We start from the raw sequence: 14,688 nt of genomic DNA, 5'->3' as shown, positions 1-14,688 counted from the left end.
GGATATTTCTAAGAAGATCTAAACTTCTTTCAAGACAATTCCGGCTAAAAAGGCTTCCGTTTCCGGTCCGAAAGAAAGTCCTAACCCTTTATAAACCGCATAGATACTAGAGATATGCACGTTCGAATCTCCCGGTGTGGCAGCATATCCTCGCACTTCTTTTCCATTCACTTCCAAGGCGGAAAGTGGGAATACTGCATGCGAAAAAATTCTGCCATATAATCCTCGATCTCTTCCGGAGGAGAAGATTGAGTTTGTAGAAACAAGTTCTGTTGTACTTAAGAATGGATCGTTATCTATTTTAGTAACCAGCCATTCTTTAGTTACTTCTCTCTTGAGTCTGAGATGAAAACGGATCAAATGCATATAAGGAGAATTGATCGTCACGGAAGAAGATCCTAATTTGATCTTAAATCCTAACTCCTCATACACTTCGTTCAATAATCTACCATGGTGGGTGCCTGTTGGCGATTCAGGAAGAACAAGTAAAGGACCTGTTACGTGAGGATCATTTTTTGCCATGTCCGCATCTCTACGAATCACGAAAAAATCCGCCTCTTCTAATATATTCGTTAGCTCTTGTGGCTTTTCAGAGTAGAAGGGTCTGAGTATTCCGGCTAACGTATGAGTATTACATGTAGAAACATGTATAAATTTAGGAGGATTTTTTTCCAAGAGGGGAGAACTTTCCGGATACAAAAACTGAGGCCCGAAAGAATGTTCACTTCCTTGAGCGATAAAAATTTTGATCTGGTCGTAAATTGGTTCCGAATATTCAGACTTTCTTTTATCCGCAACACCTGGAGGAGAAGAATCGCATACTACGAGAGATTGGGACAATGCATCTTGTTTGGAGATCCATTCCGGAAAAAAATTCCGAACCCCGTTAGAACCATCGTCTACTATGATCCCGCCTTTTTCGAGTAGGGAAAGTATCTGGGGAATTTCTGATTTTTGTAATTTGTACGGTTCTACAAATACTTGGAAACCGCCGAATTTATTCTTTAATAATAATAACAAAGAAGCCAGAGGCCAACCTATGACCCCTGTCCCTCTTAGATATACTCCCGGAATTTTTGTTTCGCCCACATAGTAAAGTATTCTGCATATTCCCTAAACGTATAGGAAAATTTTGGAAAATTAAACTATACTGATCCTATAGGAGAAATCATCCAAATAATTGTTCTTATAGTTAACGTAATTTACGGCGGTTCTCTCGATCAGATTCCTTTCTTCTTCCGTAATATCTCTTACGATTTTTGCAGGAGATCCCATCACCATTGCTCCCGGTGGGATGATCTTGCCTGGGGTCACCATAGCACCTGCAGCCACGAAGGAATATTCTCCTAACTCGACTCCATCCATGATGATCGCACCCATTCCAACGAATGAATTACTTTTAAGCTTACATCCGTGAAGAACGGCCCTGTGGCCTACGGAAACGTTGTCTCCGATTTCCACCGGATGGGTGTTTCTGGAAACATGGACAACCGTCATGTCCTGTATGTTTACATTGTCCCCGATACGAATATAATTCACATCTCCCCGTATCAATGTTTGGAACCAGATAGAGGAATCTTTTCCGATCACTACGTCCCCTACTACCAAAGAACCTGGAGCTAAAAACACTCCATCTTTGAAGATAGGACGTTTGCCCATGTATTCTAATATATTTCCGGCCAGATTTACTTCTTGCATATATTTTCCCTCAGTCGCAGTTCAATTCTAAGCCTTTTCAAAAAGAGAACAAGTGTAAAATTTCTAAACTTTTCTTTACAGTAGGAATTTCCATAGAAACATTCTCGCAATATATGAATTTTTTAAGAAAGAATAGAATCTGGCTTTTTGCTATTTTATTGATCGGAGTTGTTTTTTCTAGCGTAAATTATTTGAAGCCAAAATATTCATTTAATTGGGACTCACATAATAAATTAGTCCAATCTTATTCTTTACTTCAGAATAAGTTCCAATCCGAAGAATTATTTTATCCAGGAAAGGATTTCGATCCTGACTATAAATATTTTCCAGTTCAGGATAACGTTTTTTTAAAATTAGATCAAAGACATTTAAGCGCTTTCCCGGTTTTTTTCGCCGCAATTTCCTCCTTATGGCTCTGGGCTTTAGGATTTTCAGCTCTTCCTTATTTAAGTGCGATCGGATTATTACTTTCACTATTACTTCTTTATAAGAAATGGAAATTCTCCGAACTTTCATTAGCAATCGCTGGATTAGGAACATTCGCTTGGATCCTAAGCGTGGAATATTCCGAGCATAGTTTTTTCATGCTCTCCGCTTTACTCTCTCTAACATTCGCCTTAAGGGGAAAAAACTCTTTAGTAAAATTTATCCTCTCCGGGATCTTTTGTGGGATCTCTGTATGGTTCAGACATGAAGGTTTAGTTTATTGCGCATCACTTGCGTTCTGGATCCTTTTTTCAGGAAACAGAAAAGGATCATTCAAAGAATCCATTTCCGAATTCTTATTTTTCTGTTTGGGTGCAGCAATATCAGTCGGAGTTTTCTTTTTATTTAATTTTATAGACTATGGGCATTTTTTAGGACCCAGATTTTTAATTAATGAATCCGGTCTTAATGTTTCCTATACGACTAGATTAGAATGGGCAAAAACATTATTATTTTTCGGAACCTTGAAATTAGGATATTTCGGGTATATGCCTGCATCTCTTCTTCTTTTTCCCATTTTACTTGCAGGTTGGAAAAAATTATCTCCCAAAAATAGAATCCTTTTAGGGTCCACATTAAGTTATATCTTTTTAGTTTTACTTATTATCCCAAATGATGGGTTTAATAACTGGGGACCTAGATTTTTCGGACCTGCAGTATTTCCTTTTGCGATCTTATTCTCTAAATATTATTATTTTCTAAAAAAGAGAAGAAAGTTCAAATTTCTTCGAATCCTGTTTTTGACATGTATACTATTTTCTTTCCTATGCGGTTTGATCGGCTTAAAATATGTGAAAGAAGGGCGCAAACAACAGGAAGCTAATAATTTAGCTTTGCATTCTACAAATTCCGAAATCTGGATTTTTTCGGATGATTCTTTGGCATATATTGCCGGCTCGGATTATTTTAATAAAATAATTTTCAGGGTTTATTTAGCGGAAGACTTACCCAAATTTTTATCCGATCTTTCCAAATTTTATCCCGGTAAAAAAGTAGCACTGATCCAAGCAAATGATGAAATTTTCGGAGAAAAGGTAAAGAGTACGATTAAAGAAAATTCCAAATTTGCATATGGGATCGGCAAAATGATCTGGGAAAAAGAATCCTTTGAATCTGCGGTACGCTCCAACCTGGATAACCGGGAAGAATTAGCTAAAGCGAGTTTGAAATTTAGTATAGGAAATTTAAAACTTAGATAAGTATATAAAATATAGTAGATCCAAAATCTCTTTTGACCTTTTGGAACTAGATTCTTACCTTAGCTTATAATGTTCTCATTTAAGAAAGAGTTCGGAGAGAAGGAGAAAAAATTTGACCGTAAAAAATTCGCTCAGATAATTTCTATCTCTCTTGCGGTCGGATTTTTATTCGCGACCGCCATTCGGATCTGGTTTGTATTTCCATTCGTTCCAGAAACGGAAGAAATGTCTCCTGCTCTTCCCAAAGGGAAAAGAATTTATATCTCCCGATTTGTTCGAGACTCTTCCTTGTTCTTAGGTGATGTGGTCCTAGTCGAACATCCTACACAAAAAGGAAAAGTAACACTTGTCCGCATCATGGGAAAATCAGGGGACCAAATTTCCATAAAGGACAAGGTTCTTTATAGGAATGGGATCTCTGAAGCTCAGGATAAATCCGACTTCTCTTTACAATTTAAGGATGTAAGACCGGCATTCTCAGGGACTTATTCTAATAGGGATAATCTTTCCAACCTAACTGTAGAAGATCGAAATTACTTTCTTCTATGCGATAATCGAGACGATTGTGTGGATTCCAGAGATTTCGGCCCTCTTCCTTTCGAAAAGATCATCGGTAAGGTGTTCTAACCTACCTGCAAATCGCCTTTTTCTATTAGAATCCATCCTAAAATTCGCGAAAAAACGGATTTTCAGGATGGTTTTGTTATAAAAACATGTATTTGAAGAGCCAAAGGCTCCTGTTTTATCAAATAACATTAAGGAAATAAAGGGAAGAAAATGACAAGAATCGCTATCAACGGTTTTGGCCGAATCGGTCGCTTGGTATTCCGTTCCGGAATCAAAGACCCAAATATTGAATTTGTAGCAATTAACGATCTAGTAACTCCGGACAACCTAGGATATCTTTTAAAATACGATTCTACTCATGGACGTTTTAACGGCACCGTGGAGCATACTGAAGACGCACTTATCGTAGACGGCAAAAAAGTTCTTTGTGTATCCGAAAGAGATCCAGAAAAACTCCCTTGGAAAGATCTGAAAGTGGACTATGTGATCGAATCTACCGGTCTATTCACTGATAGAGTCGGCGCTGAAAAACACATCAAAGCAGGAGCTAAAAAAGTAGTAATCTCTGCTCCAGCAAAAGACAAGGACATCCCTACTTTTGTTATGGGAGTGAACAACGAAAAATACGATCCAAGCAAGGATCATGTAGTTTCCAACGCTTCCTGTACTACTAACTGTCTTGCACCGATCACTAAAGTGGTTCTGGACAATTTCGGGATTGAAGAAGGTCTGATGACCACTATCCACGCTACTACTGCCACTCAACCTACTGTTGACGGTCCTTCTAAAAAAGACTGGAGAGGTGGAAGAGGCGCAATGCAAAACATCATCCCGGCTTCTACAGGTGCAGCAAAAGCGGTTGGTCTTTGTATTCCTGAAGTGAACGGAAAACTGACCGGTATGTCTTTCAGAGTTCCGACTCCGGATGTTTCCGTTGTGGACTTAACTGTTAGAACTACTAAAGAAACCAGCCTAAAAGAAATTTCCGCAAAAATGAAAGAAGCTTCTGAAGGAGCAATGAAAGGGATCCTAGGTTACACTGATGAGATGGTTGTTTCTAACGACTTCTTAAGTTCTACCCTTTCTTCTATATTCGACGCGGATGCTTGTATCGAGTTAAATTCCAGATTCTTTAAATTAGTTTCCTGGTATGATAACGAGATGGGTTACTCTAACAGAGTTCTAGACCTGATCCGTTATATGGCTAAAAAAGGTTAATCGATGCAATTACCCAGACTCGAAAACGAGGACGTCAAGGGGAAACGAGTTTTTCTGAGGGTCGATTTTAACGTCCCTCTGGATAACGGTAAAGTTTCCGACAAGACTAGAATTGAAAAGACACTTCCTACCATTGAATTATTGGTAAAAAAAGGTGCTAGGGTGGTGATCGCAAGTCACCTTGGCCGCCCTAAAGGTAAACCGGATCCTCAATATTCTATGGAACCTGTTTACGAAGTTTTTAAAGGTTTAGTTAAAACTTCCGTAATATTCTCCAAAGACGTGATCGGAGAGAATGTCGTAAAACTTTCCAAAGAACTAAAAGACGGAGAGATCCTGGTTCTGGAAAATTTACGTTTTCATAAAGAAGAAGAGGAGAATGCTCCCGCTTTTTCAAAAAGCCTGGCTGCTCTCGCTGATGTTTATGTAAACGACGCATTCGGCGCGGCTCATAGAGCCCATGCTTCTACGGAAGGAATTGCACATCTTCTACCTTCTTTTGCAGGTTTGTTGATGTACAAAGAGATCACCGAACTTTCTTCCCTTCTTTCCCGCCCTGCAAAACCTTTCGTTGCTATCATCGGAGGTTCTAAAGTCTCTTCTAAGATCAGTGTGATCAAAAACCTGATCGAAAAAGTGGATCATATTTTGATCGGCGGTGGAATGGCTTATACCTTCCTGAAATCCAGAGCGATCCCGGTCGGAAATTCTTTAGTAGAAAAAGATTTCGAAGTAGAAGCTTTCCAACTGATTGAAAGAGCCGGAGTCGCAGGTGTGGATTTCCAACTTCCCGTGGATCATATCATCGGAGATAAATTCTCTGCGGATGCAAAAACCAAAACCGTAGACAAGATGGGAATTTTGGACGGTTGGATGGGAATGGATATAGGTCCTAAGACTATCTCAAATTACGAAAAAGTAATTAAGAATGCAGCAACCATCGTTTGGAACGGTCCTATGGGAGTTTTCGAATTCGATAAATTCGCACCGGGAACCATGGCGATCGCAAAAGCGGTTTCTAAGTCCAAAGCCAGAACCGTAGTAGGTGGAGGAGATTCCATCGCTGCGATCAATAAGGCTAAGGTGGAAGATAAGATCACTCACGTTTCTACTGGAGGAGGAGCCTCCTTAGAATTTTTAGAAGGTAAAAAACTCCCCGGAGTTGTTGCTCTTCTAAATCAATAATCTAACGAATCAAAGGAAATATATATGCGCCCTAAAATTATCGCTGGTAACTGGAAAATGAATCTTTCCGAAAAGGAAGCTATTGCTTTGGCAAGCGGCCTAAAGGAAAAGTCCTCTTCTCTTCCGGATAATAAAAAGGCCGTTGTATTTCCTTCTTCTATCCATCTTGCTTCCGTTGCGAGAATATTAGAAAATTCGAAAGTATCAGTCGGCGCACAGAATATTTACCCTGCTCCTCTAACTGCTATGACCGGTGAGACTGGGCCGGACCAACTTTCAGAATTAGGGATCAAATTTGCGCTCGTTGGCCATTCCGAAAGAAGACAATTTTTGGGTGAAACAAGCTCATTCTGTAACCAAAAGATCTCTTATCTTGCAAAACATGGTTTCACTGCAGTGTATTGTGTGGGAGAAACTTTGGCGGAAAGAGAATCAGGAAATACTTTCGAAGTTCTAAAAAAGCAGATCCAAGAAGGTTTAGGTTCTATCGAAAGCGACCAGTTCCCTCGTATCTGGGTAGCTTATGAACCTGTTTGGGCGATCGGAACCGGTAAAGTAGCAACCCCAGCTCAAGCACAAGAAGCACACGCATTTATCAGAAAAGAAATTTCCGGATTATTCCAAAATGGGAAAACAATCTCGGATGTGATGCCTATCCTTTATGGTGGTTCGGTAAAAGCCGATAACGTGAAGGAACTTCTATCCCAAGCTGATATCGATGGAGGGCTCGTAGGCGGGGCCAGCCAAAAGTTAGAAAGCTTCTTAGCTTTATTCTAGTTTATTCCTACCGTCATAGAAGCCACTCAGGAAACTACTAAACGGCTTGTCAGCCTAGGGCTTGGCGGTAGTTTGGATTTAAAGCGGATTATTTCGCCAAAATATATACCTTTTTACCTTTAGGAATTCGACTCATGGGCTTTATCACCGGAACCATCCTTGTTCTTTTCGTTTTCGTCAGTCTATTTCTGATCCTTCTTGTTATGATCCAAACAGGCAAAGGAGGAATGGGTGGAGTTCTTGGTGGAGGAGCAAGCCAATCGGTTTTTGGTTCTTCTACTGCGGATGTTTTGACTAAAGCAACCAGAGTTGCTGGACTTCTTTTTTTGGCTCTATCTCTGATTCTTTCTTTCCTTTTTGCGAAGACTAGTGGATACAATACCACTCCAACACCTGAGATCCTTCCTCCACCTGTTGCGGAAGAGGCCCAGGGCAACCAAGGAGGGACAAATGCCCAAGAATCCGCGCCTACTACCGCTCCAAGTACCGAAACTCCAGCGCAACCTAAGCCTTAATTTTACTTTCTCTCCGAAGGCGGCTTTTCAGGCCGTCTTCGTTCTGCTCCTTCTACTTTCCTCTCTTTCCATAAACGCTCAAAACCAGGATGGGACAAAATCCCAGAACAATTCTTCCTCTTCTTCTACCCAAATGTTGAACCAGCGTATCTTACGTGCGTATGAAAGCCTAAGTATCGCAAGAGAACTTTTGAAATTCGAAAGAATGGAAGCTTTGCCTATCGGGACATTGGTAACTTGGGTAGGAAATTATCCGAACCGTAAAGGTGTAAAAATCACTAAGTTCTCAGTGACCCAATCTACTACTCCGGGCGGGATAGAAAAAGCGGAAGAAAAGTCCATTCTTCTGGAATTTAACGGATCTACTCTTTCTAAGGTGGTTTCTGAAATTAAAACTGCAAATTATTCCGCAGAAGACACGATCATGATCCGTATGACGGACACCACTCCTTTGGATAATAATGTGGATGATCTGGTAATCTATGCAGATAAGAACGGTAAAGAGGCGGAATATCCTCTGAATTACCTACCTGATGAGGGGGTAAACCGGGATAGATCCGAGTTTAAGAAAGAATTTTACTTAAAACTGATCGAGGATTTTTTCGTGCACGTTCTAAGACTCCAAGAAATGCAGTCTCAACATTCTTCCAGAAATCAAAAAAAATTACTGCAAAGTTATAAAGAATCCCTAGAATATTGATCCGGATGTCATCCCTAATGGAAAACCTCCACGAAAGAGCGGAGGAACTCCAAGCAATTCTGGACGGAATCACGGAGCCCCTAGTTTTAATAGACTCAGGCTTCAGGGTTCGTCGTGTAAACAAGGCCACTCTTGAATTTTCAAGTGAGCCGGATTTTCCTTCTACCCTTGGTAGAAAATGTTACGAGGTTCTGTACAATCGTTCTGCGGTTTGTCCCTATTGTCCGATGAAGGACCATCACGAAAACGAACCGGACTTCGACGCTCAGTTCGAAGGAAAGGGAGAAGTTGGGCGTGAAATATTCCACGTGGCCAACAACCAAAAAGAAACATTATACTTAGATTTTTTCCCAATTCGTAAGGATGGAAGTATTGTCTCCATAGTGGAGAAGATCAGCAATATCACTCGTATCAAAGAAAAAGAAGAAGAGAATCTTAGAATACGTAACCTTGCTTCTCTTGGTATTTTTATTTCCGGTGTGGCGCATGAGTTGAATAACCCACTCACAGGTATGAGTCTCACTCTCCAAAACTTAATGAATAATTTATCAAGTATGGATCCGACTTTTTTTCGTAAAAGATTGGAGATGATCAAAGAAGATCTTACGCGTGCCGCGATGATCGTTTTAGATGTGATCAGTTTTGCTAAACCGGATAAATTAGTTACTACAAACGCGGATATTCATGAAACCATAATGAAAGCAAAGGACTCAGTCACTTGGGTCTATCCTGTTCTTTCCAAAAACACGGAATGGGAAATTTTAAGTGAACCTGGTATGACCTTCCAATTTAATCCGGTCAAGATGGAGAGATTGTTTATTAATCTTTTCAAAAACTCTCTACAAGCTTACGATTATGGAGAAGGTAAGATCAAAGTAGAAGTACGACGCACTCGTAATATGATGCATATTTTTGTGGAAGATACCGCGGGGGGAATTCCGGAAGATATGCTGGATAAAATTTTCTCTCCATTCTTCTCTAAAAATAAGTCGGGGATCGGAACCGGTCTCGGACTTTCCATCTGCCACTCTATCGTAAGAGAACATTCAGGAGAATTGACTGTTCGTTCTTATGATAGAAGGACCAGATTTAAAATTTCTCTTCCATTAGTACAACCCAAAGGAAACTAAATTGTCCAATCATCGTATCTTAGTAGTAGAAGATATACATTCCATCAGGGAGGCGGTAAAAGATATCCTGGTCAGAGATTACGAAGTTTTCGATGCAGAAAATTACGATGAGGCGGTTAAAATTCTTTCTAAGGAACATGTGGATCTAGTCATTACGGATATTCGTATGCCTGGAAAATCAGGATTGGATCTGATTAAGACAATCCAAAAGGAATATCCTTCAGTTCAATATTCATTAATGACCGCTTATAATATTAATGATTATATAAACTTCGCCTACCAACACGATATCTGGAATATCATTCCCAAATATTCTTTCTTGGATATTAACCTGATCACTGTGATGGTCAAAAAACTTCTCTACAAAGATATTTTCGGAGTAGAAAAATATTTCGGTCCGGACTTCAAAATCTTAGAAGGAGATGGAGAAGAAGAATTTTTAGTCCCACCGGAAAACGGGATGGTATTCCGCAAGATCAGTTCGGACAAGGATCGAAATTATATCTGCAATCGTGTTGGTAAATTCCTGATCGAAAAAGGAGCTCCTAATGCGGTCCAGCAAATCTTAGAAGAGCTAACTTCTAACGCAATGATCCGTGCACCGAGAGACTCTAAGGGAAATTCTAAATATCAGTATGAACTTCCTTCACGGGATCTACTTGTTCCTTTGGAACATATACAACTCGCTGAAACCGATTATTTTGAGATTGGTTACGGGATAGCGGAGAATTCTTATATTGTAGTAGTTCGAGATCATTTCGGTTCTTTGAACAAAAAAGAAATTTTGAAACGTTTAGACAGACATATCACTGTAGACAGCCCGACAGGTTTGCCTGCAGGTCTTGCGGATTCTCATGGTCGCGGTTTGTATATCTGTAGAGAGATCTCTGATCAGCTGATCTTCAATATAGAGAAGGATACAAGAACTGAAATTATCGCGTTATTAGATAAGCAGACCAATAAGGGCTATAAGTCTCTGTCGATTTACGAGGTTTGAGACACGGAGTTTGTAAAAGTCGCTGAGTATTATTCACGCAGAGGCGCAGAGCCGCTGAGGATTGTTAAGCGGCGGACGTTGGAGTTCCTACACGACAATCTATCTCAGCAATTCCCGATAAAGAACGATATCACTTCCGCCTTCCAAAAATGCTTCTCCATTGCGGCCGGAAGAATAAAAGCGAAACGGTTTCTCTCCGGTTCGGATCTTTTCTTCTTTAAGGATATAACCTTCTTCATCTAAGAAGAATAAAACCCCTTCCCATTCTCCTGCAAACCAAGAACCTGAGTGGAATACTGTTTGGTAGACAGATTGTGCCTTATTACGATTTTTTTCGAAGATCACTTTTCCTGACTTGGAATATAAGGTCAGTTTATCGGAAAAACCGGCAAGAACTCCACCGTCATTCGAGACAGCTAAATTCACTTTATAAGGGATCACTCTACCTAGATTCCATTCTTCCGATTCGGATCCGTCTCTGTCATATACTCGGATAAAGTCTCTATTGTTTTTCAAAAAATGAACTGCGATCTTTTGTCCGTTAGCGGAAATAGAAAGGCTTTTTGCAAATACGGGTTCCTTCTCCCCTAATTTAGCTTCGAAAAGTTTTTCTCCTTTTCCATCTAAAAGAAATAATTCTCCGCCTGAAAATAGGACTGCAGTTTCTCCATTAGAAATTCCTTTTGGAGCAAATGAGATGTCGGTCAAAAATCTTCCGTCAAGTTTTTTAGCACCCAAGGTGTTTCCGTTAATATCGGAAACTAAAACTTGGTTATTATCTCCGGATAAAAAGAGAACAAGATTTCCATCCGGATGAATACGAGGATAACTTTTATAATCTTTGGTCCAAAGTAGTTCTCCTGCTTCCGAAAAAAACTCAACGGAACTTCCGATTTTTTTGTAAGCCAAATATCCTTTGGCTCTGAGTGGGTATTCAATTCTGAGTGAATCGTCTGTCGGAATGGACTCTCCCCAAGGAATTCTGATATAGGAAGTTTTAGTTTTGTATCCGTTGATGATTCTCTCCGGATCAAAATCGCTACGAGGATCTGGAAAACTAGCTAATTTAGATTCTTTATTCCAATACCAGGTTTTTTGTACGGTTCTCGCAGATTCGTATGGATTCCCTAAAAAATAATAAAATCCTAAAAAGAATACTAAACTTAGGGCCAAAATCCTATAGATCATACGAGTTTCCTCAATCGATTATACATTAGATAAAGAGAAGTGGCGGCCACCACTTCTCGGAAGAGTTCTCTCTTAAAAGGCAGAAAGAGTTCCTTCACTTCCGTTGGTTGACCCTTGATATGGGTTCCTATAAATACTGTTCCTACTTTTTTTGTAGGAGTTCCACCACCAGGTCCAGCGATCCCTGTAATACTAATTGCCAGATCCGTCCCGAGAATCCTTGCTCCGTTATCCGCCATCTCTATTGCGGTTTCCTCACTCACTGCACCGTGTGCTTCCAGAGTTTCCTTTTTTACCCCGACAATATTTTCTTTGATCAGGTTGGAATAACTGACCACAGATCCTAAAAAATACTCGGAAGATCCTGCACGGTCCGTAAGTATCTTAGCAGCGAGTCCACCTGTGCAACTTTCAATCGTTCCTAGGGTAAGTTTTTTTTCAGAGAGGAGTTTTGGAAATTCTTCGAATAAATCCCCTGTACAAAGTCCGCGATATTTCTCTTTGGTTTTTTCGATCAGCTCTTGGACTAAGTTTTTGTCTCCGGATTGGTAAGTGACTCGGATAAATCCTTTTTTAGCGGCTACTCCCCAAACTGCTTTACCGTTCTTTAATGTTTCAATCCCCTCTATAAATTCTTGTTGGAATAAGGACTCACTCATTCCCCAGATAAACAAAAAATCTGAATATAGTTCTCCGGATTGGAATTGTTTCTGGATCAAAGGGACCAATTCCTCTTTGAACATAGTCACCATCTCGGAAGGGACCCCGGGCATACAAGTCAGATAAGCACCTGGTTGGAGTTCCGACCAAAATCCAGGAGCAATTCCTACGGAATTATTTAAAACGGTAGAATTGGATGGAATAGAAACCTGTCTTAATGCGGTAGTCAGAGCCTCTTGGAATCCTTTTCCACGAAGACGATATAATGCCTGGAGTCTATCATGAGCTTTTTCATTCAGCACTGCTTTCGAAGAAGTAAGTTCACATACCACTTCCAAAGTATAATCGTCTTCAGTAGGTCCAAGACCGCCTGTCATCACAAGAAGAACTGGACTTTCCTTAGAAGCTCCAGAAGCTAAATTTTTTAACTCATCTCGGATCAGTTTAGGATCATCGGGCAATACTAAAAACTTTTCGGTAGAATAGCCTAAACCAAAAAGTTCATTCGCGATCCAGGAAGAATTTGTATCTTGGCTTCTTCCCGCAGTCAGCTCTGAACCTGTGGAAATGACTGTGACCCGAGGTGGATTCAATCTTCTTTCTCCAATCTTTCAGGAGCAGAAACTCCGAGTAGAGCTAAACCTTCCGCTAACACAACACGAACTGCTTGGCAAATCCTTGCGAGTCCCAGTCTTGTAGACTCATCGGAATCTTTCAGCCTATTATTTTTTGCTATATAGAATTGAGTGAATGCTCTTGCAAGATTCTGTAGATAATTCGCTATCCTATGAGGTTCTAAGGTCGCTGCTGCATCCAGAACTTCTTCCGGAAAACGAGAGATCCAGAAAAGAAGTCTTTTTCTCTCTTCAGTCATTTCAAGATTTTCTAATGCGCTTGCATCAGAGTTAGTTCCTACTTCTCTGAATATAGAACAAACTCTCGCATGTGCATATTGTAGATAGAATACAGGATTTTTATCCGACTCATCCTTAGCCAAATCCAGATCAAAATCCAGAGGAGAATCCAAGGACCTCATCGTGAAGAAATAACGTGCCACATCTTTTGCATGTTTTCCCAAATAACCCAGAAGATCTTCCATTGTCTGGAATTCTCCCGCACGTTTACTCATTTTCATCTTCTGTCCGGCCATGAGAAGATTGACCTGTTGAGCTATGATCACTTGGAAATTTTCTTTAGGATAACCTAATGCTTGGACTGCACCTGCAAGTCTTGCTATATACCCGTGATGGTCCGGTCCCCAGATATCTATGATCTTCTCATAACCTCTGGAAATTTTATCATTATGATAAGCTATATCCGCGAGAAGATATGTAGGACGTCCATCATCCCGAACGACCACACGATTTTTGTCGTCTCCGTAATCTTCCGATCTAAAGACTTGTTTACCTTCTTCTTCAAAAACTTTGCCGGATTTTTTTAAGTTTTCGAGCACTCCCAAAACCTTTCCGGATTCGTGAAGTGTTGTCTCGGAAAAAAATCTATCAAAACCTACTCCGAATAGATCCAAATCTTTTTTTTGCCAGATCAAATTGGATTCTACAGTCCAACGGGAACATTTCTCTGCGAGAGCCAAATATTCCTTTTTTTCGAGATGGGATTTAATCTCTTTTTCAGTATTCGAATTTTCTAATAATTGTTTAGCGATTATATTGAGGTAATCTCCCCTATACCCTTCCGCAGGGATCACATTTTGGGAAAGTAGCTCATCGATGGATCTTCCGTCTTCTGCATTCTCTTGGATAGAAGAAGTTTCTCCCAAAGTTTCCCGAATACGAACCATCGTGGAAACACCAAGTAAAAACACCTGGTTTCCGTAATCGTTTACATAAAATTCCTTATCTACAGAATGACCTACCGCTTTGAGCAGATTTGCAAATGCTTCTCCTGTAGCGGCAGCTCTTGCGGAAACAATATTTAGCGGTCCGGTCGGATTCGCGCTTACGAATTCCAAATTTATCTTTTTAGGATTTTCTAATTTAGGAAATAGTTCTTTTTTCTGGATCGTGTTTTCCAAGAATCGGATCAAAAAAGAAGGAGAAATCCGAAAATTCACAAAACCGGGAGGAGTAAAATCCACCTTTTCGAATAGATCCGTTTTAGCCTGCAGATAACTCACAAGAAGAGCTGCGGAATCCAAAGGTTTTTTGCCCAGAAGTTTGGAATTTTCCAAAGCGAAAGAAGTGGAATAATCTCCGAAGGATTCTTCTCTGGAATATTCTATTCGGATCCGTAAATCCGCAAAGGAAACGTTAGGCGCTTCTTTTTCGCAATAGAGTTTTACTCCTTCCTTTAAAGCTTCTAAAACGAGTTGTTTAAGAGTTTCCGTTTCTTTCATTCTGACTTTTGT

Annotated in this window: 14 protein-coding genes; 9 read left to right on the top strand and 5 right to left on the bottom strand. The window is 40.1% G+C overall.

The features are described 5' to 3' along the window. Positions 1–18: 18 nt before the first annotated feature. Both EHO58_RS14165 and EHO58_RS14160 read right to left on the bottom strand, forming a co-directional pair. Entirely contained in the window at positions 19–1,089 is a 1,071-nt protein-coding gene (locus tag EHO58_RS14165) for a hypothetical protein (RefSeq protein ID WP_135626114.1), read from the bottom strand. Positions 1,090–1,140: 51 nt separating this feature from the next. Beyond that, positions 1,141–1,698 carry a gamma carbonic anhydrase family protein gene (locus tag EHO58_RS14160; RefSeq protein WP_135626113.1) on the bottom strand — a complete coding sequence of 186 codons (558 nt, stop codon included), beginning with the start codon at positions 1,696–1,698 and terminating at the stop codon, positions 1,141–1,143. 113 nt (positions 1,699–1,811) lie between these two features. Between EHO58_RS14160 and EHO58_RS14155 the strand changes: the two genes are divergently transcribed. The 9 genes from EHO58_RS14155 (at position 1,812) to EHO58_RS14115 (ending at position 10,472) form a co-directional block, all read left to right on the top strand. Further along, positions 1,812–3,383, top strand: coding sequence for an LA_3751/LA_3752 family putative glycosyltransferase (locus EHO58_RS14155; protein WP_425269453.1), 1,572 nt, complete (start codon positions 1,812–1,814; stop codon positions 3,381–3,383). 69 nt (positions 3,384–3,452) lie between these two features. Continuing rightward, positions 3,453–4,010, top strand: coding sequence for a signal peptidase I (gene lepB / locus EHO58_RS14150; protein WP_135680353.1), 558 nt, complete (start codon positions 3,453–3,455; stop codon positions 4,008–4,010). 150 nt (positions 4,011–4,160) lie between these two features. Continuing rightward, the gene (gap, locus tag EHO58_RS14145; protein ID WP_100709523.1) at positions 4,161–5,168 is read left to right on the top strand and encodes a type I glyceraldehyde-3-phosphate dehydrogenase; all 1,008 of its coding nucleotides are present in this window, start codon (positions 4,161–4,163) and stop codon (positions 5,166–5,168) included. A gap of 3 nt (positions 5,169–5,171) precedes the next feature. After that, the gene (locus tag EHO58_RS19745; RefSeq protein ID WP_135626110.1) at positions 5,172–6,353 is read left to right on the top strand and encodes a phosphoglycerate kinase; all 1,182 of its coding nucleotides are present in this window, start codon (positions 5,172–5,174) and stop codon (positions 6,351–6,353) included. Positions 6,354–6,377: 24 nt separating this feature from the next. Further along, positions 6,378–7,130 carry a triose-phosphate isomerase gene (tpiA, locus tag EHO58_RS19740; protein WP_135626109.1) on the top strand — a complete coding sequence of 251 codons (753 nt, stop codon included), beginning with the start codon at positions 6,378–6,380 and terminating at the stop codon, positions 7,128–7,130. 134 nt (positions 7,131–7,264) lie between these two features. Continuing rightward, complete coding sequence (gene secG, locus EHO58_RS14130) at positions 7,265–7,645, top strand: preprotein translocase subunit SecG (RefSeq protein WP_135680352.1); 381 nt, start codon at positions 7,265–7,267, stop codon at positions 7,643–7,645. Further along, positions 7,581–8,345, top strand: a complete 765-nt coding sequence (gene lenA / locus EHO58_RS14125; RefSeq protein WP_244241182.1) for an endostatin-like outer membrane lipoprotein LenA — start codon at positions 7,581–7,583, stop codon at positions 8,343–8,345. Before secG ends, lenA begins: the two co-directional genes overlap by 65 nt. 5 nt (positions 8,346–8,350) lie before the next feature. Then, positions 8,351–9,475 (top strand): LIC_12097 family sensor histidine kinase, encoded by a 1,125-nt coding sequence (locus tag EHO58_RS14120; RefSeq protein ID WP_135626107.1) that lies wholly within the window; start codon positions 8,351–8,353, stop codon positions 9,473–9,475. 1 nt (position 9,476) lies between these two features. Then, the gene (locus tag EHO58_RS14115) at positions 9,477–10,472 is read left to right on the top strand and encodes a response regulator transcription factor (protein ID WP_135626106.1); all 996 of its coding nucleotides are present in this window, start codon (positions 9,477–9,479) and stop codon (positions 10,470–10,472) included. Between the two features lie 99 nt (positions 10,473–10,571). Here the strand turns inward: EHO58_RS14115 and EHO58_RS14110 are convergent, their stop codons facing one another. From EHO58_RS14110 to argS, 3 genes are read right to left on the bottom strand one after another with little or no spacing between them, the layout of a single operon-like run. Further along, positions 10,572–11,660 (bottom strand): TolB-like translocation protein, encoded by a 1,089-nt coding sequence (locus EHO58_RS14110; protein ID WP_135680351.1) that lies wholly within the window; start codon positions 11,658–11,660, stop codon positions 10,572–10,574. Then, positions 11,657–12,913, bottom strand: coding sequence for a CinA family nicotinamide mononucleotide deamidase-related protein (locus EHO58_RS14105; protein ID WP_135680350.1), 1,257 nt, complete (start codon positions 12,911–12,913; stop codon positions 11,657–11,659). The genes EHO58_RS14110 and EHO58_RS14105 overlap by 4 nt, the downstream gene beginning before the upstream one ends. Further along, positions 12,910–14,676: an arginine--tRNA ligase gene (gene argS, locus EHO58_RS14100; RefSeq protein WP_135680349.1), complete on the bottom strand. Its 1,767-nt coding sequence runs from the start codon at positions 14,674–14,676 to the stop codon at positions 12,910–12,912. The genes EHO58_RS14105 and argS overlap by 4 nt, the downstream gene beginning before the upstream one ends. Positions 14,677–14,688: the final 12 nt, after the last annotated feature.

Source organism: Leptospira selangorensis, assembly GCF_004769405.1.
Lineage (GTDB): Bacteria > Spirochaetota > Leptospiria > Leptospirales > Leptospiraceae > Leptospira_B > Leptospira_B selangorensis.
The sequence above is the reverse complement of the archived record's forward strand: the minus strand, read 5'-3'. Positions and strand labels throughout refer to the sequence as shown.

Excerpts from the sequence above, each read along its gene's own strand:
- EHO58_RS14160 (WP_135626113.1), bottom strand. The coding sequence starts at position 1,698 with ATGCAAGAAGTAAATCTGGCCGGAAATATATTAGAATACATGGGCAAA.
- EHO58_RS14155 (WP_425269453.1), top strand. The coding sequence starts at position 1,812 with ATGAATTTTTTAAGAAAGAATAGAATCTGGCTTTTTGCTATTTTATTG.
- lepB (WP_135680353.1), top strand. The coding sequence starts at position 3,453 with ATGTTCTCATTTAAGAAAGAGTTCGGAGAGAAGGAGAAAAAATTTGAC.
- gap (WP_100709523.1), top strand. The coding sequence starts at position 4,161 with ATGACAAGAATCGCTATCAACGGTTTTGGCCGAATCGGTCGCTTGGTA.
- EHO58_RS19745 (WP_135626110.1), top strand. The coding sequence starts at position 5,172 with ATGCAATTACCCAGACTCGAAAACGAGGACGTCAAGGGGAAACGAGTT.
- tpiA (WP_135626109.1), top strand. The coding sequence starts at position 6,378 with ATGCGCCCTAAAATTATCGCTGGTAACTGGAAAATGAATCTTTCCGAA.
- secG (WP_135680352.1), top strand. The coding sequence starts at position 7,265 with ATGGGCTTTATCACCGGAACCATCCTTGTTCTTTTCGTTTTCGTCAGT.
- lenA (WP_244241182.1), top strand. The coding sequence starts at position 7,581 with ATGCCCAAGAATCCGCGCCTACTACCGCTCCAAGTACCGAAACTCCAG.
- EHO58_RS14120 (WP_135626107.1), top strand. The coding sequence starts at position 8,351 with ATGTCATCCCTAATGGAAAACCTCCACGAAAGAGCGGAGGAACTCCAA.
- EHO58_RS14110 (WP_135680351.1), bottom strand. The coding sequence starts at position 11,660 with ATGATCTATAGGATTTTGGCCCTAAGTTTAGTATTCTTTTTAGGATTT.
- argS (WP_135680349.1), bottom strand. The coding sequence starts at position 14,676 with ATGAAAGAAACGGAAACTCTTAAACAACTCGTTTTAGAAGCTTTAAAG.